Source organism: Streptomyces spiralis, from assembly GCF_014654675.1.
Taxonomy (GTDB): domain Bacteria; phylum Actinomycetota; class Actinomycetes; order Streptomycetales; family Streptomycetaceae; genus Streptomyces; species Streptomyces spiralis.
In genome coordinates this window covers 79,542-102,310 of sequence record NZ_BNBC01000013.1, presented here as the reverse complement: position 1 = coordinate 102,310, position 22,769 = coordinate 79,542, and the positions used below count along the sequence as shown (strand labels likewise).

Annotated in this window: 18 protein-coding genes; 7 read left to right on the top strand and 11 right to left on the bottom strand. The window is 71.6% G+C overall.

The window, feature by feature from the left end:
* Window position 1 precedes the first annotated feature (1 nt).
* The 5 genes from IE318_RS15900 to IE318_RS15880 all read right to left on the bottom strand — a co-directional run bounded on the left by IE318_RS15900 (window position 2) and on the right by IE318_RS15880 (window position 8,340).
* Window positions 2–1,600, bottom strand: coding sequence for an acyl-CoA carboxylase subunit beta (locus IE318_RS15900; protein ID WP_189900836.1), 1,599 nt, complete (start codon window positions 1,598–1,600; stop codon window positions 2–4).
* Window positions 1,597–3,327, bottom strand: a complete 1,731-nt coding sequence (locus tag IE318_RS15895) for an acyclic terpene utilization AtuA family protein (RefSeq protein WP_189900834.1) — start codon at window positions 3,325–3,327, stop codon at window positions 1,597–1,599. Before IE318_RS15895 ends, IE318_RS15900 begins: the two co-directional genes overlap by 4 nt.
* Window positions 3,324–4,118, bottom strand: a complete 795-nt coding sequence (locus IE318_RS15890; protein WP_189900831.1) for a TIGR03084 family metal-binding protein — start codon at window positions 4,116–4,118, stop codon at window positions 3,324–3,326. Before IE318_RS15890 ends, IE318_RS15895 begins: the two co-directional genes overlap by 4 nt.
* Window positions 4,119–4,339: 221 nt before the next feature.
* Window positions 4,340–5,290 (bottom strand): EamA family transporter, encoded by a 951-nt coding sequence (locus IE318_RS15885; protein ID WP_189900829.1) that lies wholly within the window; start codon window positions 5,288–5,290, stop codon window positions 4,340–4,342.
* 158 nt (window positions 5,291–5,448) lie between these two features.
* A complete protein-coding gene (locus IE318_RS15880; protein WP_189900827.1) occupies window positions 5,449–8,340 on the bottom strand; it encodes an FAD-binding and (Fe-S)-binding domain-containing protein in 2,892 nt (963 codons plus the stop codon).
* A 189-nt stretch (window positions 8,341–8,529) separates the two neighbouring features.
* Between IE318_RS15880 and serC the strand changes: the two genes are divergently transcribed.
* Window positions 8,530–9,648, top strand: a complete 1,119-nt coding sequence (serC, locus tag IE318_RS15875) for a phosphoserine transaminase (protein ID WP_030165085.1) — start codon at window positions 8,530–8,532, stop codon at window positions 9,646–9,648.
* Window positions 9,649–9,767: 119 nt separating this feature from the next.
* Here serC and IE318_RS15870 read toward each other — a convergent pair whose 3' ends face one another.
* Together IE318_RS15870 and IE318_RS15865 are read right to left on the bottom strand one after the other, a co-directional pair.
* On the bottom strand, window positions 9,768–11,309 hold the full coding sequence (locus IE318_RS15870) for a cellulase family glycosylhydrolase (protein ID WP_189900826.1): 1,542 nt from the start codon (window positions 11,307–11,309) through the stop codon (window positions 9,768–9,770).
* A gap of 95 nt (window positions 11,310–11,404) precedes the next feature.
* On the bottom strand, window positions 11,405–12,406 hold the full coding sequence (locus tag IE318_RS15865; protein ID WP_189900825.1) for a YncE family protein: 1,002 nt from the start codon (window positions 12,404–12,406) through the stop codon (window positions 11,405–11,407).
* Window positions 12,407–12,494: 88 nt separating this feature from the next.
* On the opposite strand from IE318_RS15865, the gene IE318_RS15860 reads away from it, so the two are divergent.
* The 3 genes from IE318_RS15860 (at window position 12,495) to IE318_RS15850 (ending at window position 14,761) form a co-directional block, all read left to right on the top strand.
* Window positions 12,495–13,178, top strand: coding sequence for a GDSL-type esterase/lipase family protein (locus IE318_RS15860; protein WP_189900823.1), 684 nt, complete (start codon window positions 12,495–12,497; stop codon window positions 13,176–13,178).
* 15 nt (window positions 13,179–13,193) lie between these two features.
* Window positions 13,194–13,706, top strand: a complete 513-nt coding sequence (locus IE318_RS15855) for a Uma2 family endonuclease (protein WP_189900821.1) — start codon at window positions 13,194–13,196, stop codon at window positions 13,704–13,706.
* A 62-nt stretch (window positions 13,707–13,768) separates the two neighbouring features.
* Window positions 13,769–14,761 (top strand): aldo/keto reductase, encoded by a 993-nt coding sequence (locus tag IE318_RS15850; RefSeq protein WP_189900819.1) that lies wholly within the window; start codon window positions 13,769–13,771, stop codon window positions 14,759–14,761.
* A 164-nt stretch (window positions 14,762–14,925) separates the two neighbouring features.
* Here the strand turns inward: IE318_RS15850 and thpR are convergent, their stop codons facing one another.
* The 3 genes from thpR to IE318_RS15835 form a co-directional block, all read right to left on the bottom strand.
* Entirely contained in the window at window positions 14,926–15,498 is a 573-nt protein-coding gene (thpR, locus tag IE318_RS15845; RefSeq protein ID WP_030165067.1) for an RNA 2',3'-cyclic phosphodiesterase, read from the bottom strand.
* A 140-nt stretch (window positions 15,499–15,638) separates the two neighbouring features.
* On the bottom strand, window positions 15,639–16,913 hold the full coding sequence (locus IE318_RS15840) for an MFS transporter (protein ID WP_189900960.1): 1,275 nt from the start codon (window positions 16,911–16,913) through the stop codon (window positions 15,639–15,641).
* Window positions 16,914–17,148: 235 nt separating this feature from the next.
* On the bottom strand, window positions 17,149–17,586 hold the full coding sequence (locus IE318_RS15835; RefSeq protein WP_030165060.1) for a MarR family winged helix-turn-helix transcriptional regulator: 438 nt from the start codon (window positions 17,584–17,586) through the stop codon (window positions 17,149–17,151).
* Between the two features lie 157 nt (window positions 17,587–17,743).
* Here IE318_RS15835 and IE318_RS15830 point away from each other — a divergent pair, with 157 nt between their 5' ends.
* Window positions 17,744–17,926, top strand: coding sequence for a hypothetical protein (locus IE318_RS15830; RefSeq protein WP_030165057.1), 183 nt, complete (start codon window positions 17,744–17,746; stop codon window positions 17,924–17,926).
* A 19-nt stretch (window positions 17,927–17,945) separates the two neighbouring features.
* Here the strand turns inward: IE318_RS15830 and IE318_RS15825 are convergent, their stop codons facing one another.
* A complete protein-coding gene (locus IE318_RS15825) occupies window positions 17,946–19,397 on the bottom strand; it encodes an NCS2 family permease (RefSeq protein WP_189900816.1) in 1,452 nt (483 codons plus the stop codon).
* 345 nt (window positions 19,398–19,742) lie between these two features.
* On the opposite strand from IE318_RS15825, the gene IE318_RS15820 reads away from it, so the two are divergent.
* Both IE318_RS15820 and IE318_RS15815 read left to right on the top strand, forming a co-directional pair.
* Window positions 19,743–20,030: a DUF2530 domain-containing protein gene (locus IE318_RS15820; protein WP_030165051.1), complete on the top strand. Its 288-nt coding sequence runs from the start codon at window positions 19,743–19,745 to the stop codon at window positions 20,028–20,030.
* A gap of 119 nt (window positions 20,031–20,149) precedes the next feature.
* On the top strand, window positions 20,150–22,567 hold the full coding sequence (locus IE318_RS15815; RefSeq protein ID WP_189900814.1) for an HAD-IC family P-type ATPase: 2,418 nt from the start codon (window positions 20,150–20,152) through the stop codon (window positions 22,565–22,567).
* Window positions 22,568–22,769: the final 202 nt, after the last annotated feature.

The window sequence follows — 22,769 nt, the reverse complement described above, 5'->3', positions numbered from 1 at the left end:
CTCACATCCGGAAGACGCCGAAGCCGCCGCGCGCGCCCTCGTAGGGGGCGGTGTGGATGGCCGAGAGGCAGATGCCGAGGACGGTGCGGGTGTCGCGCGGGTCGATGACGCCGTCGTCGTACAGCCGGCCGGACAGGAACATCGGCAGTGACTCGGACTCGATCTGCTGCTCGACCATGGCGCGCAGCGCCGCGTCCGCCTCGTCGTCGTACGGCTGTCCCTTGGCCGCCGCCGACTGCCGGGCGACGATCGACAGCACGCCGGCGAGCTGCTGCGGGCCCATGACGGCGGACTTGGCACTGGGCCAGGCGAACAGGAAGCGCGGGTCGTAGGCCCGTCCGCACATGCCGTAGTGCCCGGCGCCGTAGGAGGCGCCCATGAGGACGGAGAGGTGGGGAACGCGGGAGTTGGAGACCGCGTTGATCATCATGGCGCCGTGCTTGATGATGCCGCCCTGTTCGTATGCGCGGCCGACCATGTAGCCGGTGGTGTTGTGCAGGAACAGCAGGGGGATGTCGCGCTGGTTGGCGAGCTGGATGAACTGGGCGGCCTTCTGCGACTCCTCGCTGAACAGCACGCCCTGGGCGTTGGCGAGGATGCCGACGGGGTAGCCGTGGAGGCTCGCCCAGCCGGTGACCAGGCTGGTCCCGTACAGCGGTTTGAACGCGTCGAAGTCGGAGGCGTCGACGATGCGGGCGATCACCTCGCGCGGGTCGAAGGGGGTCTTCAGATCGCCCGGAACGATGCCGAGAAGTTCCTCGTTGTCATATTTCGGGGGCTCTGCGAAGGGGGGATCGGGGTGGGCCTTGCGGTGGTTGAGGCGGGCGACGACGCGGCGTGCCTGTCTGAGGGCGTCCTGCTCGTCGACGGCGAAGTGGTCGGCGAGTCCGGACACGCGCGCGTGCATCTCGGCGCCGCCCAGCGACTCGTCGTCGCTCTCCTCACCGGTGGCCATCTTCACCAGCGGCGGCCCGCCGAGGAACACCTTGGCCCGCTCCTTGACCATGATCACGTGGTCGGACATGCCGGGGATGTAGGCGCCGCCGGCGGTGGAGTTGCCGAAGACGACGGCGACGGTGGGGATGCCGGCCGCCGACAGCCGGGTCAGGTCCCGGAAGATGGCGCCGCCCGGGATGAAGATCTCCTTCTGGGACGGCAGATCCGCGCCGCCCGACTCCACCAGGCTGATGCAGGGCAGCCGGTTGGCGAGGGCGATGTCGTTGGCGCGCAGGGCCTTCTTCAGGCTCCACGGGTTGCTGGCGCCGCCGCGCACGGTGGGGTCGTTGGCGGTGATCAGGCATTCGACGCCCTCGACGACCCCGATCCCGGTGACCAGCGAGGCGCCGACGGTGTAGTCGCTGCCCCAGGCGGCGAGCGGGGACAGCTCCAGGAACGGCGTGTCGGGGTCGAGGAGCAGCTCGATGCGTTCCCGGGCGAGCAGTTTGCCGCGTCGCCGGTGCCGTTCGACGTACTTGGCGCCGCCGCCCGCGAGCGCCTTGGCGTGCTCGGCTTCGAGATCGGCGAGCCTGGCGAGCATGGCCTCGCGGTTTTCCCGGTACGCGGCGGAGCCGGCGTCCAGGGAGGAGGACAGGACCGTCACAGCAGGGCCTCCGGGATGTCCAGGTGGCGGGAGCGCAGCCACTCGCCGAGGGCCTTGGCCTGCGGGTCGAAGCGGTGCTGGGCGGCGACGCCCTCGCCGAGGAACCCCTCGACGACGAAGTTGAGGGCGCGCAGACGGGGCAGGACGTGCCGGGTGACGGGCAGCGCCCGGCTCTCGGGGATCAGCTGCCGGAACCGGTCGGCGGTCAGCTCGTGTGCGAGCCACCGCCAGCCGTCCTCCGACCGCGCCCACACACCGACGTTGGCGTCCCCGCCCTTGTCGCCGCTGCGGGCCCCGGCGACGAGCCCGAGCGGGGCACGCCGTACGGGCCCGCCGGGAAGGGGGTCCGGCAGCGGCGGCTCCGGTACGTCGTCGAGCGCGCGGGTGTCGTGGGGCGGCGGCACGGCGATACGGCGGCCGTCGTGGAGGACGGCCAGATGCTCCACGGCGTCCTGTGGGACGTGGGCGGCCTCGAAGACGCCGTAGGGCGCGCCCTTCCCGGGCGGTGCGAGCATGTGGAAGCCGGGGTATCCGGCCAGCGCCAGCTCCACGGCGGCCCCGCTGAACGCCCGCCCCACGGCTTCCGGATCCCGGTCGCGCACGACGAGGCGGAGCAGCGCGCTGGCGGTCTCCTCGGAGTCGGCGTCGGCCCGGTCGGTGCGCACCAGGTCCCAGCGCACCTCGGCCGGGCGTGACTTGGCGGCGCCGAGGGCGTCCTCCATCTGCCGGCGCACCAGTTCGGCCTTGCGCTCGATGTCGAGCCCGGTCAGGACGAAGGTGACCTCGTTGCGGAAGCCGCCGAGGCGGCCCCGCCCGACCTTGAGGGTGGGCGGCGGAGCCTCACCGCGCACACCCTCGACGCGCACCCGCTCGGGTCCGTCCTGGCGCAGCCGTACGGTGTCCAGCCGCGTGGTGACATCGGGCCCGGCGTACCGGGCGCCGGCCGTCTCGTACAGCAGCTGGGCGGTCACCGTGCCGGTGTCGACGACACCGCCGGTGCCTGGGTGCTTGGTGACGACGCAGGTGCCGTCGGCGTGGATCTCGGCGAGCGGGAAGCCGGGATGGCGCAGCCGCTCGAGGCCGTGGTCGGTGAAGAAGGCATAGTTGCCGCCGGTGGCCTGGGCGCCGCACTCCAGTACGTGCCCGGCGACGACGGCACCCGCGAGCCGGTCGTACTCCCCCGGCTGCCAGCCGAAGTGGGCGGCGGCGGGCCCGGTGACCAGGGCCGCGTCGGTGACCCGCCCGGTGACGACGATGTCGGCGCCCGCGCGCAGGCAGGCGGCGATCCCGAAGCCGCCGAGGTAGGCGTGGGCGGCGAGGGTGCCCGTGGGGGTCCCCTCTGCTCCAGCGGGGTCGGGAGCCCCGGGGTGGGTCGTGGTGAGGTCGTCGCCCTCGACGTGCGCGACCTTGACCGGTATGCCGAGTCGCCGTGCAAGCTGCCGTATGTCGTCGGCGAGTCCGGCCGGGTTGAGTCCGCCGGCGTTGGTGACGATCCGCACCCCCCGCTCGTGCGCGAGGCCGAGGCAGTCCTCCAGCTGGCGCGGGAAGGTGCGGGCGTACCCGGCGGAGGGGTCCTTCAGCCGGTCCCGGCCGAGGATGAGCAGGGTGAGTTCGGCGAGGTAGTCGCCGGTGAGGACGTCGAGTTCGCCGCCGGTGAGCATCTCGCGCAGGGCGTCGAAGCGGTCGCCGTAGAAACCGGAGAAGTTGCCGATGCGCAGGACCGTCACGCCGGTTCCCCCTTCGGAGTGCGTCCGGTACCGGGCGGCCCGGCGAAGGCCTGGGCGATGTCCAGCCAGCGGTCGGCGTCCGGGCCCGCTGCGGTCAGGGCGAGGTCGGCGCGGTGGGCGCGCTGGGTGACCAGCAGGCAGAAGTCGAGGGCGGGGCCGGTGACGCGCTGCGGGGCGTCCTCGGGTCCGTAGGCCCACGTCTCGCCTGCGGGTGAGGTGAGTTCGACGCGGAACTCGCCGGCCGGCGGGGTCAGTCCGTGCACGCCGTACGCGAAGTCGCGGGTGCGCACGCCGAGGCGGGCGATGTGCCGGAGGCGGTCGGTGGGGGGACGGGCCTTGCCGAGCGCTTCGGCGACGTCCAGGCCGTGCGCCCAGGTCTCCATCAGACGGGCGGTGGCCATGGAGGCCGTGGACATGGGCGGGCCGTACCAGGGGAAGCGGGCGCCGGGCGGGGCCTCGCGCAGCGCCCGGCCGAGCGCCGTATGGCCCTCCCGCCAGCGGGCCAGCAGCTCGGCGGGCGGCAGGTGCGCGCCCTCCTCGGCGCCCTCGTCGACGAACGTGCCGGGGGCGGCGAGGGCCTTGTCGACCAACACCCGGAAGGCTTCCGCGTCGGTGACGGCCAGCAGCGCCGAGCGGTCGGTCCAGGCGAGGTGGGCGATCTGGTGAGCGATGGTCCAGCGGGGCGCGGGGGTCGGGAGCGTCCATAGTTCCGGCTCCAACTCGGCCACCAGCCGGTCGAGTTCGTCGCTCTCCACACGCAGGTCGTCGATGACGGGCGTCGGGTCGGCCATGAGGGGGAGCATGGCACCGGGCATGAAAACAATCAAGCATGCTTGCATGATTTCTGGGTGGAGCCATGGCGAGGCCCTGAACGCGTTTCTGCCGAGATCGGCTTCGACGCGGCCGGGTGGATCGCGGACGCGAGGACCAGGGTCGCGCCCTGAGCGGGCGCCTGCGGATCACTCCGGAAGCCGGAACCCGCCCGCCGGACCGTCTCAGTCGTCCTCGCCGGTCAGGAAGTACCCTTCCCTCGCCCCACCTGCGTGCGTATCGCGCCCATGCTCGCCGCGATGACCAGGGTGATGGCGAGGCCCTGGGCGGAGGTGAGGGACTGGCCCAGGATGAGGAAGCCCGCTGTGGCAGCGAGGGCCGGTTCCAGGCTCATGAGGACGGCGAAGGTGGAGGCGGGCAGGCGGCGCAGGGCCAGCAGTTCGAGGGTGTAGGGCAGGACGGAGGAGAGCAGCGCCACCGCCGCGCCCAGCCCGAACGTCGTCGGGTCGGCCAGCTTCGCGCCCGACTCGGCGATCCCCAGCGGCAGGAACAGCACCGCGCCGACCGCCATCGCCAGGGCCAGACCGTCGGCCTGCGGGAAGCGCCGGCCGGTGCGGGCGCTGAAGACGATGTACGCCGCCCACATCGCACCCGCGCCGAGCGCGAAGGCCACCCCGGCGGGATCGAGGCTGCCGAAGTCCCCGCCGCCGAGCAGGAACACACCGGCCAGGGCCAGTGCCGCCCACACCGCGTTGACCGCACGGCGGGAGGCCAGGACCGACAGGGCGAGCGGGCCGAGGACTTCCAGGGTGACCGCGGGTCCGAGCGGGATGCGGTCGACGGCCTGGTAGAACAGACCGTTCATCGCGGCCATCGTGACACCGAAGACGACGACCGTGCCCCAGTCGGCGCGCGAGTGCCCGCGCAGCCGGGGCCGGCAGACGAGCAGCAGCACGATCGCGGCCACCAGCAGCCTCAGGCTCACCACGCCGAGCGCACCCGCCCGTGGCATCAGCGTCACCGCCAGCGCGCCACCGAACTGCACCGAGACGCCGCCGGCGAGCACCAGCCCGACGGGACCGAGTGAGCCGAAGCGGCGCGACGCAGGAGTTCCCGGCGCGGGCGCCTGGGCACCGGCGGCAGGCGCGAGGGGGGTCGACGAGGACGGGCTGGCGGCGCTGGGGGTGGTCACGGGCGGTCCAGGGTCGGGTTCGGGGGCGCTGGGCCCGGGAGTTGGTCGTTCATCGCGATGTACTACTGAGTCCAGGGTAGTAGACCTCCGTCAGGCGTGTGAACCCATTTTGCAGCTGTCTCGGATGCCGGTGCCTGCCAGGGCCCCGGCGATGACCGTCAGCCTCCCCGCTCCTCCCGTTCGTCCAGTGCCTGGGCCAGCACCTCCGCCAGATGCCGTCCCCGTAGCCCCGCCAGCTGCTCCAGCTGTGTGCGGCAGGAGAAGCCGTCCGCCAGGATCGCCGCTCCAGCCCCGGCGCGGCGTACCGACGGCAGCAGTTGTTCCTCGGCGCAGGCCGTGGAAACCTCCCAGTGGCCCCGCTCGAAACCGAAGTTTCCGGCGAGTCCGCAGCAGCCGCCGGCCAGCTCGCCGGTGAGCCCGGCCGCCTCGCGCAGGCGGCGCTCGGCGGCGTCGCCGAGGACCGCGTGCTGGTGGCAGTGGGTCTGGCCGGCGACAGGGCGGTTCAGGCGGGGCGGGGTCCAGGCGGGGGCGTGGCGTTCCAGGGCCTGTGCGAAGGTCAGCACCCGGTCGGCCAGCTGGCGGGCGCGTGGGTCGTCGGGGAGCAGCTCCGGCAGGTCGGTGCGCAGGGCGGCGGCGCAGCTCGGTTCCAGGACGACGACCGGGGCGGCCGTCTCCAGGACCGGTTCCATCAGGTCGAGGGTGCGGCGCATGACCGTACGGGCGCGGTCGAGCTGGCCCGTGGAGACGTATGTCAGCCCGCAGCAGACCCTGCCCCGGCCCCTCAGCAGGCCGACGGGGTCGAGGGCGACCGTGCGGCCGTCGCCGACCGGCGGCCGCTTGAGGTGGACCGTCGGCGGCAGCGCCACCCGCAGGCCCGCCGCCTGAAGTACCCGTACGGCCGCCCGGCCCACGGAGGGCGAGAGATGCTCGGTGAAGGTGTCCGGCCACAGGACGACCACGTCGCCGCCGCCCGCGGCACTCCGGCCACGTCGCCTCTCCCACCACCGGGTGAACGGCTCCGTCGCCAGCCGCGGGATCCTCCGTTCGGGTGCGATCCCGCCCAGCCGTTTCGCCGCCCATGCCAGGGGTCGTACCGAGGCGAGCGCGTTGGCCACCCGTGCCGTGCGCGTGCGGGCGGCCCAGCGCAGCCACACCGGCAGCCACCCCATGGAGTAGTGGGCGGCGGGGCGGCGCCGGCCCGCGTAGTGGTGGTGCAGGAACTCCGCCTTGTACGTGGCCATGTCGACGCCGACCGGGCAGTCCGAGCGGCAGCCCTTGCACGACAGGCACAGATCGAGCGCGTCGCGGACCTCCGTGGACCGCCAGCCGTCGGTCACCAGCTCGCCGGCGAGCATCTCGTGCAGCAGCCGGGCACGCCCGCGCGTGGAGTGCTGCTCCTGCCCCGTCGCCCGGAAGGACGGGCACATCACCGCCGGTCCGGACGCCTGCGTCGTACGGCACTTGGCGACTCCCACGCAGCGGCGGACCGCCGCCGAGAAGTCGCCGCCGTCGGCCGGGTAGCCGAAGGCGACGTCCACGGGCTCGCGCGGCAGGACGGAGAAGCGCAGGTTCGCGTCCAGGGGGGCCGGTCGGACCAGCATCCTGGGGTTGAGCAGGTCGTCCGGGTCCCAGACGCGCTTGGCCCGCTCGAACAGGGCCACCATCTCCTCGCCGTACATCTTCGGCAGCAGCTCGGCGCGCGCCTGTCCGTCGCCGTGCTCTCCCGACAGCGAGCCGCCGTGGGAGACGACCAGCTCGGCGAGTTCCTCGGAGAAGCGCCGGAAGCGGCCGACACCGGCCGGAGTCAGCAGGTCGAAGTCGATCCGGACGTGGATGCAGCCGTCCCCGAAGTGCCCGTACGGCGTACCGCGCAGGCCGTGGGCCGACAGCAGCCCGCGGAAGTCGCGGAGATACGCGCCGAGCCGGTCGGGCGGCACCGCGCAGTCCTCCCAGCCGGGCCAGGCCTCCGAGCCGTCCGGCATCCTCGTCGCCGTACCGCTCGCGTCCTCCCGGATCCGCCACAGCGCCCGCTGCCCGGCCGGATCGGTCACGACCAGGGCGTCGACGACGTCCGCCGCCCGCACGATCGCCTCCGCACGCGCGCGCGCCTCCTCCGCCGTCTCGCCGCCGGTCTCCACGAACAGCCAGGCCCCGCCCTTCGGCAGCCCGGCCGCCGACCGCACCAGATCGGCCGCCATGCCCTCCACGGTCAGCGGCCCGTGCGGCAGCAGGCCCGCAGCCGCCTCCGCGGCCGCGCCCTCGTCGGCGTACGCCAGCACGGCGAGCGCACGCGCACGGGGCGCCTGGACCAGCCCTACGACCGCCTCGGTCAGCACCCCGAGCGTGCCCTCCGAACCGCAGAAGGAGCGGGCGACGTCCGCGCCCTTCTCCGGCAGCAGGGCGTCCAGCGCGTACCCGGAGATGCGCCGGGGCAGCTCGGGGAAGCCCGTGCGCAGCCGCGCGAGCTCGCCCTCGACCAGCTCCCGCAGTCCGTCCGGCGCCCCGGCCCACCCCTGGCCGAGCCGCAGCCGCTCGCCGCGGGCGGTGACCACCGACAGCTCCCGCACGCTGTCCGCGGTGGTCCCCCACGCCACCGAGTGCGAGCCGCAGGAGTTGTTGCCGATCATCCCGCCGAGCGTGCACCGGCTGTGCGTGGACGGGTCGGGGCCGAAGCGCAGCCCGTGCGGTGCGGCGGCCTCCTGGAGCCGGTCCAGGACCAGCCCCGGCTGGACGACGGCCGTCCGCGTCCCGGGGTCCAGGTCCAGCACCCGGTTCATGTGCCGGGTGAAGTCCAGCACCACGCCCGTCCCCGTCGCCTGCCCCGCGATCGACGTCCCGCCGCCCCGCGCCACCACCGGCACCCCGCGCACCCGGCACACCTCCAGCACGGCGGCCACGTCATCGGCGTCTCTCGGCGCCACGACGCCCTGCGCGACACGCCGGTAGTTGGACGCGTCCATGGTGACCAGCGCCCGGGAGGTGACGTCGAAGCCGACCTTCCCCCGGACGGCCCTGCGCAGCTCCGCTTCGAGACCCGAGAGATCCGTCATGCGTCCAGGATGCATCCCCTCACGGACAGTTACCGAGCCTTTTCCACAGCCTCGGGCATATCGTCGTACCGGACCTCGGTTCGCCCGCTCCGCGGCTCGCCGATCCCGTCTCGTCGAACGTCTCATCGGGTCGTCTCATCCGACGGACATGTTTCCGTCCGGTTTCACCGAAGAGATACGCTCCGGCTCGTGGCTGAGATCCAGATTCCCTCTGACATCAAGCCCGCGGACGGACGTTTCGGCGCGGGTCCCTCCAAGGTGCGGACGGAGGCGCTGGACGCCCTCGCCTCCACCGGCACGTCCCTCATGGGTACCTCCCACCGCCAGGCCCCCGTCAAGAACCTGGTCGGCAAGGTACGCGAGGGCATCGCCCAGCTCTTCTCCCTCCCCGACGGCTACGAGGTGATCCTCGGCAACGGCGGCTCCACCGCCTTCTGGGACATCGCCACCCACGGCCTGATCGAGAACAAGTCCCAGCACCTGAGCTTCGGCGAGTTCTCCTCGAAGTTCGCCAAGGCGGCCAAGCTCGCCCCGTGGCTGGCCGAGCCCACCGTCGTCGCCGCCGACCCGGGCACCCACCCCGAGCCGCGGGCCGAGGCGGGCGTGGACGTCTACGCCTTCACCCACAACGAGACCTCGACCGGCGTGGCCATGCCCATCAAGCGGGTCGCGGGCGCCGACGAGGGCGCGCTGGTCCTGGTGGACGCCACCTCCGGCGCCGGCGGCCTCCCGGTCGACGTCGCCGAGACCGACGTCTACTACTTCGCCCCGCAGAAGTCCTTCGCCTCCGACGGCGGCCTGTGGATCGGCGTGTTCTCCCCGGCCGCCATCGAGCGCGCCGAGCGGATCCACGCGTCCGGCCGTCACGTCCCGGAGTTCTTCAGCCTTCCCACGGCGATCGACAACTCCCGCAAGAACCAGACGTACAACACCCCGGCCCTCGCCACCCTCTTCCTGCTGAACCAGCAGCTGGAGTGGCTCAACGGCCAGGGCGGCCTCGACTGGTCGGTCCGCCGCACGGCCACCTCCGCGCGCACGCTGTACGGCTGGGCGGAGGACGTGAAGTTCGCGACCCCGTTCGTGACCGACCCTGCCAAGCGCTCCCAGGTCATCGGCACGATCGACTTCTCCGACGAGGTCGACGCCGCCGCCGTCGCCAAGGTCCTGCGCGCCAACGGCATCGTGGACACCGAGCCCTACCGCAAGCTGGGCCGCAACCAGCTCCGCGTCGCGATGTTCCCCGCGATCGACCCGGCGGACATCGAGGCCCTGACGAAGTGCGTCGACTACGTGATCGAGAGGCTCTGACCTCTCGGGTACGCGAGGGGCTCTGAACTCTCGCGGTACGACGACGAGAACGGTGAAGGGCGCCCGTGAACACCGGGCGCCCTCGCCTTTCACGATGCCGTACGGCTCGCGCTCGGCGTTTACGACGCCGTGCAGCTCACGCTCGGCGCGCTGCCTCCTCCGGGTGCTCCCCCGAAGCCGAAGCTGGTCGAACCGCCCGCCGGGACCGAGCCGTTGTGGTCGGCGTTGGCCGCCGTCACGGTCGAGCCGGTCTGGGTGTACGTGGCGTTCCACATGTTGGTGATCTTCTGGGAGCCGCTCCAGGTCCAGGTCACCTTCCAGGACTTGATGGCGGTGGTGCCCGTATTGGTCACCGTCACCTGGGCGTTGAAGCCGGTGCCCCAGTCGTTGGTCACGGTGTACGCCGCGGTGCAGGCGGGGGTGGATCCGCTGCCGCCGTCACCGCCGCCGCCGTTGTCCCCGCCGCCCGCCGGGAACCCGGGCGCCTTGATGCTCGCCAGGTAGCCGTCCTTGACGGTGTCCACGGTCTGCCAGTCGTCCTTGAGGATGCCGCCGGTGTCGCCGGAGTCGGGGTTCCAGGACCAGAAGGTCCACTGGAAGCTGTCGGCGCCGTACGTCGACGTCGGACGGAGGTAACTCACCAGCGCGGACAGCCACTTCTGGTCCACCGTCGACTGCAGCGTCGTACCGAACTCGCCCACCCACACGGGGGCGATGTTCTGCTTGAAGAGGTATCCCCAGTACTTGTCCCAGATCCCGGGCATGTTGGCCGGGAAGGACGGGTCGCTGAACCAGCTCTGCTGGGCGACGCTGGTGGCGTAGTCGTGGGCGGAGTACACGAGGCGGTCGGCGACGTCGAGGCGCACCGGGTACTGCCCGGCGCCCATCAGGTTGCCGCCCCACCAGCCGGAGACGCCGTTGAAGGTCTGGATGCCCTCGACGAAGATCAGCAGGTCGGGGTTGACGGACAGGACGGCGTTGCCGGCGCGCTCGGCGGCCAGGCGCCAGTCGGTCGACTGGTCGCCGCAGCCCCAGCAGGCCGGGTCGTGGGGTTCGTTGTGCAGGTCGATGCCGATGACGGTGTCCTGGCCCTTGTAGCGGGTGGCCAGCGCCTTCAGGTCGGCGATCCAGGTCGACTCGGGGACGGCAGAGGTGTACCAGAGGGCCGACTGGCCGCCGGAGTCCGGCCGGTGGCGGTCGAGGATGACCTTCAGGCCGTCGTGGCCCGCGTACGCCACGATCTTGTCCATGATCTGAAGGGGGGTCAGCCCCTGCAGATCGGTGTTCATGCCGTTGAAGTTGATGCTGTCGGCGGTCGTGCCGGCCTTGAAGATGTCGTCGCTGTAGGGCAGCCGGATGGTGTTGTAGCCCAGCGACTTCATCTGGTCGATCATGCTCTTGTAGTCCCGGGACCACAGGCCGTGGGCCACGTGGTTACCGGTCTCGAAGCCGAACCAGTTGATGCCGGCGATACGGACGGGGTTCCCGGCCGCGTCCAGGATCTGGCGTCCGCTGGTGTGCCAGTAGCCGGCGCCCGCCGCCGCGGTGATGGCGTCGGCGGCGTGGGCGGCCGTCGGCGCGGCGAGACCGGCGCCCACCCCCAGCGGTATCAGGAGCGCTGCGGCGGCCGTGCACAGCGCTCTGCGCAAACTGCGGAACATGTCGCTGCTGTCCTCTCGGAGGCGCGGGCCCGGAACAGAATGGGAGCGCTCCCAAATCCCGCGTCACCCATGGAACGCGAATTGTCGGAGGCCCGTCAAGACCGTCGACGCAACATCCGTCCCAGCCCGAACACCGCAACCGCCGCCACGAGGACCACGACGCCGCCCGTCTTGAGCTCGCCAGAGATGCCCCCACCGCTCCCGCCGGACGCCTGCGCGCCCGAGGCGCCTCCGCCCGACGACGGCTTCGAGGTCCCGCCGCCCCCGCCGCCGGGCGCGGGCTCCGCCTGCACGGGGCTGTCCTCGCCCTCGCTGCCGTACATCAGCTTGGTGCCGTCGATGCTGTACGTGACCGACTCGCCCTGCCCCTGCAACGGCACCTCCAGCCTGCCCTCGCGCTTGATCCTCCCGCCGTTCCAGTCGTAGTAGATCCCGCCGAAGTAGCCGCGTACGGCCAGTTGGGTGCCGTCCGGGGAGAAGGCGGCGTCGGTGGCCCACAGGTCGACGGGCGCGATGGGCTTGAAGACGTTGGTCCCGGTGGGCGACAGGCGGGCCGGCCCCTCGAACAGGTGACCGCCGTTCTCCTTCTTGTCGATGATGTACACCCGCCCGGTCTTCGGGTGCACGACGAGCGACTCGGCGTTGCGGGGGCCGTCCGCGTACTTCACCACGTACTGCGTGGCCCGGATCGTCTGGTCCTTGAGCACCTTGGGCTCGGGCAGCTTGTAGATCCAGACGTACGGCCAGGTGCCGTCGCGGTTGTCGCCGATGTCGCCGACGTAGATCTGGTTGCCGGGACCGATGGAGATGGCCTCGGCGTCGCGGGGCCGGCCGATGCCGCTGAGCGTGACGGTGGCGACGGTCTTGCCGGTCCTGGAGTCCACGGCGTAGAGGTAGGGGCCGTCTTCGCTGTCGTTGTGCGTCCAGTAGATGCCGGGGTGCAGACGCGAGGCGGCCAGTCCGCTGGACTCCTTGATCCGGGGGTCCTTGATCGTGAAGCCGCCGTCCCCGTCGGCGGCGGAGGCGGGCGCAGCGGCGGGCAGGGCGAAGGCGCCCACGAGGAGGGCTCCGGCGAGCAGGGCGAACGGTCGGCGCATCCTCCAAGCCTGCCATCACACGGGCCCGTTCACGTGAGGTGGCGGGCCTCACATCGCACCCTCCGCGTCGATCGTCCATCATGAGCGGATGCTCAGGTTCATGCCCGTCGGCGACTCCATGACGATCGGCAGCGCGGGCGAACACACATGGCGTCACCGGCTGTGGCAGCACCTGCGCGTGTCGTACGGCGGCCCGTTCACCTTCGTCGGGCCGCGCGAGACGCTGTACGACAAGACGGCGGACGCGCCGACCTCGTACGCCTACGCCGACCCCGGCTTCCCCCGCGCCCATCTGGCCGGCTGGGGAGAGGGGTGGCTGCACATGGCTCCGCTGATCGGCGGTGCGGTGCGGGAGTGCCGGGCGGATGTGCTGCTGGTCTCGCTGGGCCTGATAGACCTCGGCTTCTACACGAACGCCGAGCAGACGGCGGAGAACGTACGGGCGTTCGTCGCGGGCGCACGGGAGGCGAACCCGCGCGTCCGCATGGTGCTGCTGCCGGTGATCCCGAACATACGGGCGGAGGCGGACGCGCTCTTCGCCACCCAGGTGGACCTCTTCAACGCCCTGCTCGCGAAGGCGGCCGCCGACCTGGACGAGCCCCGCTCACCCATCCTGCTCGCCTCGCCCCCGGAGTCGTACGACATCCACACCGACACCTACGACGGCACGCACCCCAACGCGAGCGGCGAGCACCGGATCGCGGAGGCCTTCGCGGGGGCGATGTGGGAGGCATGGGGGGTCGGACAGCCGTACGTGGCCGGAACAAGCTGACCGAATTCCGACGCCATGCCCGTCCCCGAGGGATACCGGGTCGAGATCGTCGGGGGCACCATCCACATGACGCCGCGGCGGCACACTCACTGGAACATCACCTTTCGGATCGCAGCAGCTGTCGCGGCCAAGTTCGGAATGGAGAGGGTGTTCTCGGACGTCCGCATCGACTTCCCGGGCCACGAGAACGGTTTGAACGGCTTCTGCCCGGACGTCGCCCGGCTCAAAGCCTCGGCCAAGAAGGACAAAAAGGGCCACTGGCGGTACCAGGACGTCCTGTTCGTCGCCGAGGTCATCTCCCAGGGCACGGCCGCCAACGACTACGGCCCGAAGAGGTTCGCCTACGCGGAGGCCGAGGTCCCCCTCTACGTCATCGCCGATCCCTACCAGGGCCGGTGCCACGTCTACACCGACCCCAAGCAGGGCGACTACGACGAGCCGACGAGGGTGGACTTCGGCAACGCCATCGATCTCACCGGCACCGTGGTCGACCTCGTGCTCAAGACGGACGACTTCCCCCGCGACTGACGGCGCTCCAGCCTCAACTCCCCCTTGCCTTGAGCGCACTCCAGGCCGTTGGCTTGGAGACCATGAAGTACACACAGCTCGGACGCACGGGCCTCAAGGTCAGCCGACTCGTCCTCGGGACGATGAACTTCGGGCCGCAGACCGACGAGGCCGACAGTCACGCGATCATGGACGCGGCGCTGGACGCCGGGATCAACTTCTTCGACACCGCCAACGTGTACGGGTGGGGCGAGAACAAGGGCCGTACCGAGTCCATCATCGGCAACTGGTTCGCGAAGGGCGGCGACCGGCGCGACAAGGTCGTCCTCGCCACCAAGGTCTACGGCAACATGGGTGCCGACGGCGAGGCCTGGCCCAACCACGACAAGCTCTCGGCCCTCAACATCCGGCGCGCGGTCGACGCCAGCCTGAAGCGGCTGCAGACCGACCACATCGACGTCTACCAGTTCCACCACATCGACCGGAACACGCCCTTCGAGGAGATCTGGCAGGCCGTCGACGTCCTGGTCCAGCAGGGCAAGATCCTCTACGTCGGCTCCTCCAACTTCCCCGGCTACAAGATCGCCCAGGCCAACGAGATCGCGGCCCGCCGGGGCGGCACCATCGGCCTGGTCAGCGAGCAGTGCCTGTACAACCTCGCGGAGCGCCGCGCCGAGATGGAGGTCATCCCGGCGGCCCAGGACTACGGCCTCGGGGTCATCCCCTGGTCGCCGCTGCACGGCGGGCTGCTGGGCGGGGTCATCAAGAAGGAGGTCCAGGGCGGGCGCCGCGCCTCTGGTCGGGCCGCCACCACGCTGGCCGACCCCGGCGCCCGCGCCCAGATCCAGTCCTACGAGGACCTGCTCGACAAGCACGGACTGGAGCCCGGCGAGGTCGCGCTGGCCTGGCTGCTCACCCGGCCCGGCGTGACCGGCCCGATCGTCGGCCCGCGCACCGCCGAGCAGCTGGCGTCCGCGCTGCGGGCCGTCGAGCTGGAGCTGAGCGCGGAGCTGCTGGCCGAACTGGACGAGATCTTCCCGGGTACCGGACCGTCCCCGGAGGCCTTCGCCTGGTGAGACCGGCCGGTCACCGACCGGCCGACCGCGGCGGCCGTGCTCGATCTGCGCGGTGTGCTCGGCGTCACCTGCCGAGCGCGGCCGCCAGGGCGACGACGGCGAACATCAGCACAAGCGCGACGGCCATGATCCGGTTACGGGTTTTCGGGTCCACGTATTCGAGACTAACCGGCCCCGCCGAGTGCCCAGCGGGCGACCGGCTCGTAGCGGGGCCGCTCGCCCGCCACGCCCGACTTCGGCAGGTTGCTGCGGACGAGGACCAGCTCGTCCACCGTCCAGGTGCGGCTGGTGAACCCCGTGAGCACCTGGACGTGCGGCCGTACGTCCACGACGTCCCGGCCGCGCGCCACCGTCAGGTGGGCCTTGTAGCGGCGGTGCTCCCCCATCTCCACGCCGGCCCTGCGCGCCGCGGCCTCCGCGCGCTCGGCGAGGAACCCCATGGTGCGCAGGTCGCCGTCGGCGCCCGTCCACAGCACCTTCCCGCGGCCGAACTGGCCGCCGCCGCGCAACGCGATCTCGAAGGGTTCGGTACGGTGCGCGGCCCTGCCCAGCCGCTCCGACAGCTCCGGCAGGAGCTCCTCGCCGACCTCGCCGTAGAAGGCGAGCGTGAAGTGCCACCCCGGGCGCCCGGTCCAGCGCAGCCGGTCCGCGCCGGGCAGCTTCTTCAGGGCGGCGATCTCCTGCGCGAGTGCGCCGATGACGTCCTCGGGGGGCAGTACGGCGGCGAAGAGTCTCATGAGGTCAGTGTCCCGCCGGGGCCCTCGCCTGTCCGTATGTCCGCATGTCCGCCGGGGCCCACTCCGGCGCCCCGCGACCGGCTCCGGCGCCCGTGGGGGCGCCGGAGTGCGGGGTGAGTGCCGGGCACCCGAGTGCCGGGCTACGCGGCCGTCGCCAGCCCCTCGCGGGCCTCTCGGGGCACGAACCGCACCCGGGGATGGCCGTGGTGCCAGCCGACGGCCAGGCGCAGGCCGCCCACGCGGGCCAGGGCCAGGCCGATGGTGACCGCGGCGGTGAGCGAGATGGCGCCGCCGAGGGCGAAGCCGGTCCGGGCGCCGTAGGCGTCGGTGACCCAGCCGACCACGGGGGCGCCCAGCGGTGTGCCGCCCACGAAGACCATCATGAACAGGGCCATCACCCGGCCGCGCATGGCGGGGTCGGTGGCCATCTGGACCGCGGTGTTCGCCGTGACGTTGACCGTCAGGCCGAAGACGCCGATGGGGGCCATCAGCAGCGCGAACAGCCAGTACGACGGGGCCAGCGCGGCCACGACCTCCAGGGTGCCGAAGGCGGCGGCCGCCGCGATCAGCACGCGCATCCGGGCGGTGCCGCGGCGGGCCGCGAGCAGGGCGCCGATCAGGGAGCCGATCGCCATCACGGTGTTGAAGAGGCTGTAGCCGCCGGCCCCGGCGTGGAAGATGTCGTCGGCGTACGCCGACAGCCACACCGGGAAGTTGAAGCCGAAGGTGCCGATGAAGCCGACCAGGACGATCGGCCAGATCAGGTCGGGGCGCCCGGCGACGTAGCGCAGGCCCTCACGCAGCTGGCCCTTGCCGCGCGGGGCACGTTCGACGACGTGCAGCTCGCGGGCGCGCATCAGCAACAGGCCGGCGATCGGTGCGACGAAGGACAGGCCGTTGGCGAGGAACGCCCAGCCGGTGCCCACGCCGGTGATCATGACACCCGCGACGGCGGGGCCGATCAGGCGGGCGGACTGGAAGTTCGCCGAGTTCAGGCTGACCGCGTTCTGCAGCTGCTTCGGGCCGACCATCTCCGAGACGAAGGACTGGCGGGCCGGGTTGTCGACGACGGTCGCGAGGCCGACGGCGAAGGCGGCGAGGTAGACGTGCCAGACCTGGACGTGGCCGGTGAGCGTGAGCGCGGCGAGCGCCAGGCCGGTGAGGGCCATCGAGGACTGGGTGACCAGCAGCGCGGGCCGCTTGGGCAGACGGTCGACGAGTACGCCGCCGTAGAGGCCGAAGAGCAGCATCGGCAGGAACTGCAGGGCCGTGGTGATGCCGACGGCGGCCGAGGAGCCGGTGAGGGAGAGCACCAGCCAGTCCTGGGCGATGCGCTGCATCCAGGTGCCGGTGTTGGAAACGACCTGGCCCAGGAAGAACAGGCGGTAGTTCCTGATCCTCAGCGAGCTGAACATCGAGGCCTTGCGGGGAGCGCGGGGGGCGTCCGCAGATTTCCGGGAGTCCGGGGCGTTCGGGGAGTCGGGGGTGTGCGAGGAGTCGTGGGTGTGCGAGGAGTTGTAGGGATTCGGTGCGGGGGCGGAAGCTGCTCCGGGTCCCGTACTCAAAGGGGTTCGCCTCCTTCTGGCTGCGTGTGCTCCTCCGGGGGCGTGCTCCGCCCGCCCCCGCGGCTCACTCGCCGGCTGATGTGCTTCAGAGATGCGCGAGCTTTTCCAGCACGGGGGCGGCCGCGCGCAGTTTCGCCCACTCGTCCTCGTCGAGGCCCTCGACCAAGCCGGCCAGGAAGACGTTCCGCTTGCGGCGGCTCTCCTCGAGCATGGTCTCGGCCTGCTCGGTCCTGGTGACGACCTTCTGGCGCCGGTCCTCGGGGTGCGGCTCCAGCCGGACCAGTCCCTTGGCCTCCAGCAGCGCCACGATGCGGGTCATCGACGGCGGCTGCACGTGCTCCTTGCGGGCGAGCTCGCCCGGCGTGGCGCTGCCGCATCTGGAGAGGGTGCCCAGCACCGACATCTCGGTGGGACTGAGCGACTCGTCGACCCGCTGGTGCTTGAGCCGACGGGACAACCGCATCACGGCGGATCGCAGGGAGTTCACGGCGGCGGCGTCGTCGCCATGGCTAAGGTCCGGCATGTTCTTTAGAGTAACTCATTACTCTCGCTAAGGACCACCGGGGACACGCACGTGTGCGGTGACTCTGACCACTACCGGTCACAAATGTCACTCATATGGGTGATCCACGCGCGGAACGTGACACACGGCGCGGAAGTGTGCCGCGACCCTCGACTGCATGGGAACCGATGTGCTCAGCCTGCGCATGGACTGCGAGCTGCTCGAACGGCTCCGGTCCCATGCCGCGAAAAGAGGAATGAGCGTCCAGGACTATGTCGTCCGGACGCTCATTCGCAATGACTTCGACGAGCGGTTCCAGGCCGCCGTCGAGGAGACCGAGCGGTTCTACGGGGTTCCGTGACTCCCCTCGGTCACCGGGATCAGGTCAGGCCCAGGGCCGGCATCAGGTAGTAGAAGGCGAACACCGCCGCCACCACGTACATCGCCACCGGGACCTCGCGGCCGCGGCCGGCGGACAGACGCAGCGCCACGAAGGTGATGAAGCCCATGCCGATGCCGTTGGTGATCGAGTAGGTGAACGGCATCATCAGCATCGTCACGAAGGCCGGGACGGCGATCGTGTAGTCCGCCCAGTCGATCTCCTTGACCGCCCCGGACATGATCAGGAAGCCGACCGCGACCAGAGCCGGGGTGGCCGCCTGGGACGGGACCATCGTGGCGACCGGGGTGAGGAAGAGCGCCACGGCGAACAGCGCGCCGGTGACGACGTTGGCGAAGCCGGTGCGCGCTCCCTCGCCGACGCCCGCCGTCGACTCCACGAAGCAGGTGGTGGCCGAGGAGGAGCTGGCGCCACCGGCGGCGACGGCGATGCCGTCGACGAAGAGGACCTTGCCGATGCCCGGCATCTGCCCCTGGGCGTCGGTCAGCTTGGCCTCGTCGCCGACGCCCATGATCGTGCCCATGGCGTCGAAGAAGCAGGACAGCAGCACGGTGAAGACGAACAGGATGCCGGTCAGCACGCCGACCCGGTCGAAGCCGCCGAACAGGCTGACCTTGCCGATCAGGCCGAAGTCGGGGGTGGACACCGGGTTGCCGGGCCACTTCGGGGTGGTCAGGCCCCAGGACGGGATGTGGGCGACGGCGTTGATCACGACGGCCACGACGGTCATCGCGACGATCGAGATCAGGATCGCGCCGGGCACCTTGCGCACGATCAGCGCGAGCGTGAGCAGCACACCCAGGACGAAGACGAGGACCGGCCAGCCGTTGAGGTGACCGTCGGCGCCCAGCTGGAGCGGGACGGTGGTGTGGGCGGCGTCCGGGATCCGGGAGACGAAGCCGGAGTCGACGAGGCCGATCAGCATGATGAACAGGCCGATGCCGATGGAGATGCCCTTGCGCAGGCCGAGCGGCACGGCGTTCATGACGCGCTCGCGCAGCCCGGAGGCGACGAGCAGCATCACGACGAAGCCGGCCAGGACGACCATGCCCATGGCGTCGGGCCAGGTCATGCGGGGCGCGAGCTGGAGCGCGACGACGGTGTTGACGCCGAGGCCGGCCGCGAGCGCGATCGGCACGTTGCCGATGACACCCATGAGGAGGGTGGTGAAGGCGGCGGTCAGGGCGGTGGCGGTGACGAGCTGGCCGTTGTCGAGCTGATGCCCGTACATGTCCTTCGCGCTGCCGAGGATGATCGGGTTCAGCACGATGATGTAGGCCATCGCGAAGAAGGTGGCGAAGCCGCCTCGGATCTCGCGGGGCAGGGAGCTGCCTCGCTCGGAGATCTTGAAGTAGCGGTCGAGGGCGCCGTACGCGGGCGGCGTTCCCGGCTTCTCGGGGGCGGGGACCTTGGCGGTGGCCGAGGTGGACATGCAGGTGACCTCAGGGATGCAGGGAAGTACGGGAGTACCGGAGGTGGAACGGGTTCAAACGTGATCGAGTCTCGCCGTCTTCGATCACCAACAGGTCTCCCCCACGTCTCTGTTGGGGTTTCATACGAAGAGAAACGGCCAGACTCAGACCGTTTCAGTATGAACATATGAAGCGGAAAAGGCTAATCTCCGCGCGTAGACCCAAGGGAGGCCGGAGCCCGGGACGGGCGCGGGCGGGGGCTGAGAGATGCGCTCGGGGGGGACTCGGAGCTGGGCTCGGGAGGGACTCGGAGGTGGGCTCGGGGCCGTCCCTCCCTGGCCGGTGGCGGGCCGTAAGCTGAGCCCATGGCGAAGTGGACCCCCAAGCACGAGGCGCCGGAGCCCCTGGAGGGCCCCGTGGTCGCCACCATCACCGGCGGCACGATCGTCTGGTTCGTCCTCTTCCTGGTCCAGCTCCCCTTCTACGGCTGGTTCGCCGACCACGGGCACACCTGGTGGCTCTGGACCTGCCTGGCCGGAGCCGGCCTCGGCCTGATCGGCATCTGGTACGTCCGCAAGCGCGACGCGGCGATCAAGCGAGCGGCGTCCGCCGGCGAAACGCCCCGCGCGCAACGCCCGGCGTCGGCGGAGTAGGCCCCGCGGGGCCTGGGGGGAAGAGCCCCGGACGCTCATCCCTGTCCCCACCGAGTCGGGCGGGCAGGCGGGCGAAGGTCAACGAGTGAAGGCGCGCGTCCGCACGTACCGTCGGTTGCATGGCCCACACCGACGCGGGCGCGGAACTCGACCCCGTGCACCCCGTCCCCGTGCCCTTTCCCGTCCCGCCGACGCAGGTGACGCGGGCGGGGGGACTGACCCGCGCCGAGGTCGCCGAGCGTCTCGCCCGCGGCGAGGTCAACGACGTACCGGTGCGCAGCAGCCGCTCACTCGCCGAAATCGTCCGCGCGAACGTCCTCACCCGCTTCAACGCGATCATCGGCGTGCTCTGGCTGATCATGCTGTGCGTGGCCCCGATCCAGGACAGCCTCTTCGGCTTCGTGATCCTCGCCAACACCGGCATCGGGATCCTCCAGGAGTGGCGGGCCAAGCAGACCCTCGACTCGCTCGCCGTCATCGGCGAGGCCCGCCCCACGGTCCGCCGCGACGGGACCGCCGTCGCGATCTCCGCCTCCGAGATCGTCCTCGACGACGTGATCGAGGTCGGGCCGGGGGACAAGGTGGCCGTCGACGGCGCCTGCGTCGAGGCCGACAGGCTGGAGATCGACGAGTCGCTGCTCACCGGCGAGGCCGACCCCGTCGTCAAGCGGCCCGGCGACCACGTCATGTCCGGCAGCTTCGTCGTCGCGGGCGGCGGCGCCTTCCAGGCCACCCGGGTCGGCCGCGAGGCCTACGCCGCCCGGCTCGCCGAGGAGGCCTCCCGCTTCACCCTGGTCCACTCCGAGCTGCGCACCGGCATCTCGACCATCCTCAAGTACGTGACGTGGATGATGGTCCCGACCGCCGTCGCCCTCGTCATCAGCCAGCTCGTGGTCAAGGACACCGACCTGAAGGACTCGCTGGCCCGCACCGTCGGCGGCATCGTCCCCATGGTCCCCGAGGGGCTGGTCCTGCTCACCTCCGTCGCCTTCGCCATCGGTGTGATCCGGCTGGGCCGCAAGCAGTGCCTCGTCCAGGAGCTGCCCGCCATCGAGGGGCTGGCCCGCGTCGACACCGTCTGCCTGGACAAGACCGGCACGCTCACCGAGGGCGGCATGGACGTCACCGAGCTCAGGACGCTGAACGGCCACGACGAGTCGTACGTACGCCAGGTCCTCGGCGCCCTCGGCGAGTCCGACCCGCGCCCGAACGCCTCCCTTCAGGCGATCATCGACGCCTGCCCGGACAGCGAGGAGTGGCGGTGCGTGGAGTCGCTGCCCTTCTCCTCCGCCCGCAAGTACAGCGGGGCCAGCTTCAGCGAGGGCAACGGCGAGTCCAGTACCTGGCTGCTGGGCGCCCCGGACGTCCTCCTGCCCGCCGACGCCCCCGCCCTCGCCGAGACCGGGCTGCTGAACGCGCGGGGCCTGCGCGTCCTGCTGCTCGCCCGTGCCGCCCGCGAGCTGGACGACCCCGAGGTCGCCCGCGACGCCGTGCCCACCGCGCTCGTCGTGCTGGATCAGCGGCTGCGGTCCGACGCCGCCGACACCCTGCGCTACTTCGCCGAGCAGAACGTCCGCGCCAAGGTCATCTCCGGTGACAACGCGGTCTCCGTGGGCGCGGTGGCCGCCAAGGTCGGTCTCGCCGGTTCCGCCGTCGACGCCCGCCGGCTGCCCGCCGAGCGGGAGGCGATGGCGCGGGAGCTCGACGAGGGGACCGTGTTCGGGCGGGTCACCCCGCAGCAGAAGCGGGACATGGTGGGCGCGCTCCAGTCGCGCGGGCACACGGTCGCGATGACCGGTGACGGCGTGAACGACGTCCTCGCCCTGAAGGACGCCGACATAGGCGTGTCGATGGGCTCGGGTTCGGAGGCCACCCGGGCGGTCGCGCAGATCGTGCTGCTGGACAACAGCTTCGCCGTGCTGCCGTCGGTGGTCGCGGAGGGGCGGCGGGTGATCGGCAACATCACCCGGGTGGCGACCCTGTTCCTGGTCAAGACGGTCTACTCGGTGCTGCTGGCCGTGCTGGTGGTGTGCTCGCAGGTGGAGTACCCGTTCCTGCCCCGGCACCTGACCCTGCTGTCCACCCTCACCATCGGCGTCCCCGCCTTCTTCCTGGCGCTCGCCCCGAACACGGAACGGGCGCGGCCGCACTTCGTACGGCGGGTCATGCGCTACGCGGTGCCCGGCGGGCTGGTGGCGGCCGTGGCGACGTTCGTGACGTACCTGGTCGCCCGCCGGCACTACACCGGTCCCCAGTCGCTCGACGCGGAGACCAGCGCGGCCACGCTCACGCTCTTCCTGGTCTCGATGTGGGTGCTGGCGATCATCGCCCGCCCCTACACCTGGTGGCGGATCGCGCTGGTGGCCGCGATGGGCGCGGCGTTCGTGTGCGTGCTGGCCGTGCCCGCGCTCCAGCACTTCTTCGCGCTGCGGCTGGTGGGGACGGCGATGCCCTGGCTCGCGGTGGGCACCGCCGTCGGCGCGGCGATCGTCCTGGAGGTCCTGTGGAAGCAGGTCGACCGCCGCTTCCCCGCCTGAGGTGTGCCTGCCGCACGCAGCCGGTCCCGCTCACGTCCGCCGGATCGGCGGGACCCCGACCGCGGAAGGCGACCGCCTCCGCAGCGCCCACCCAGCCCCGGCGCCGGGCCTCAGCCCGGCGCCTGGCCTCTGGCCGATGTCCGAGCCCCGCCCGAGGCCCAACCCCAGCCCGATCGCCCGGCCTCTGACCGGCGTCCAAGCC

Coding starts and splice junctions, on each gene's coding strand:
- IE318_RS15890 (WP_189900831.1), bottom strand. CDS start 4,118: ATGGCCGACCCGACGCCCGTCATCGACGACCTGCGTGTGGAGAGCGAC.
- IE318_RS15880 (WP_189900827.1), bottom strand. CDS start 8,340: ATGACGGATCTCTCGGGTCTCGAAGCGGAGCTGCGCAGGGCCGTCCGG.
- IE318_RS15870 (WP_189900826.1), bottom strand. CDS start 11,309: ATGTTCCGCAGTTTGCGCAGAGCGCTGTGCACGGCCGCCGCAGCGCTC.
- IE318_RS15865 (WP_189900825.1), bottom strand. CDS start 12,406: ATGCGCCGACCGTTCGCCCTGCTCGCCGGAGCCCTCCTCGTGGGCGCC.
- IE318_RS15860 (WP_189900823.1), top strand. CDS start 12,495: ATGCTCAGGTTCATGCCCGTCGGCGACTCCATGACGATCGGCAGCGCG.
- IE318_RS15855 (WP_189900821.1), top strand. CDS start 13,194: ATGCCCGTCCCCGAGGGATACCGGGTCGAGATCGTCGGGGGCACCATC.
- IE318_RS15850 (WP_189900819.1), top strand. CDS start 13,769: ATGAAGTACACACAGCTCGGACGCACGGGCCTCAAGGTCAGCCGACTC.
- thpR (WP_030165067.1), bottom strand. CDS start 15,498: ATGAGACTCTTCGCCGCCGTACTGCCCCCCGAGGACGTCATCGGCGCA.
- IE318_RS15840 (WP_189900960.1), bottom strand. CDS start 16,913: ATGTTCAGCTCGCTGAGGATCAGGAACTACCGCCTGTTCTTCCTGGGC.
- IE318_RS15835 (WP_030165060.1), bottom strand. CDS start 17,586: ATGCCGGACCTTAGCCATGGCGACGACGCCGCCGCCGTGAACTCCCTG.
- IE318_RS15830 (WP_030165057.1), top strand. CDS start 17,744: ATGGGAACCGATGTGCTCAGCCTGCGCATGGACTGCGAGCTGCTCGAA.
- IE318_RS15825 (WP_189900816.1), bottom strand. CDS start 19,397: ATGTCCACCTCGGCCACCGCCAAGGTCCCCGCCCCCGAGAAGCCGGGA.
- IE318_RS15820 (WP_030165051.1), top strand. CDS start 19,743: ATGGCGAAGTGGACCCCCAAGCACGAGGCGCCGGAGCCCCTGGAGGGC.
- IE318_RS15815 (WP_189900814.1), top strand. CDS start 20,150: ATGGCCCACACCGACGCGGGCGCGGAACTCGACCCCGTGCACCCCGTC.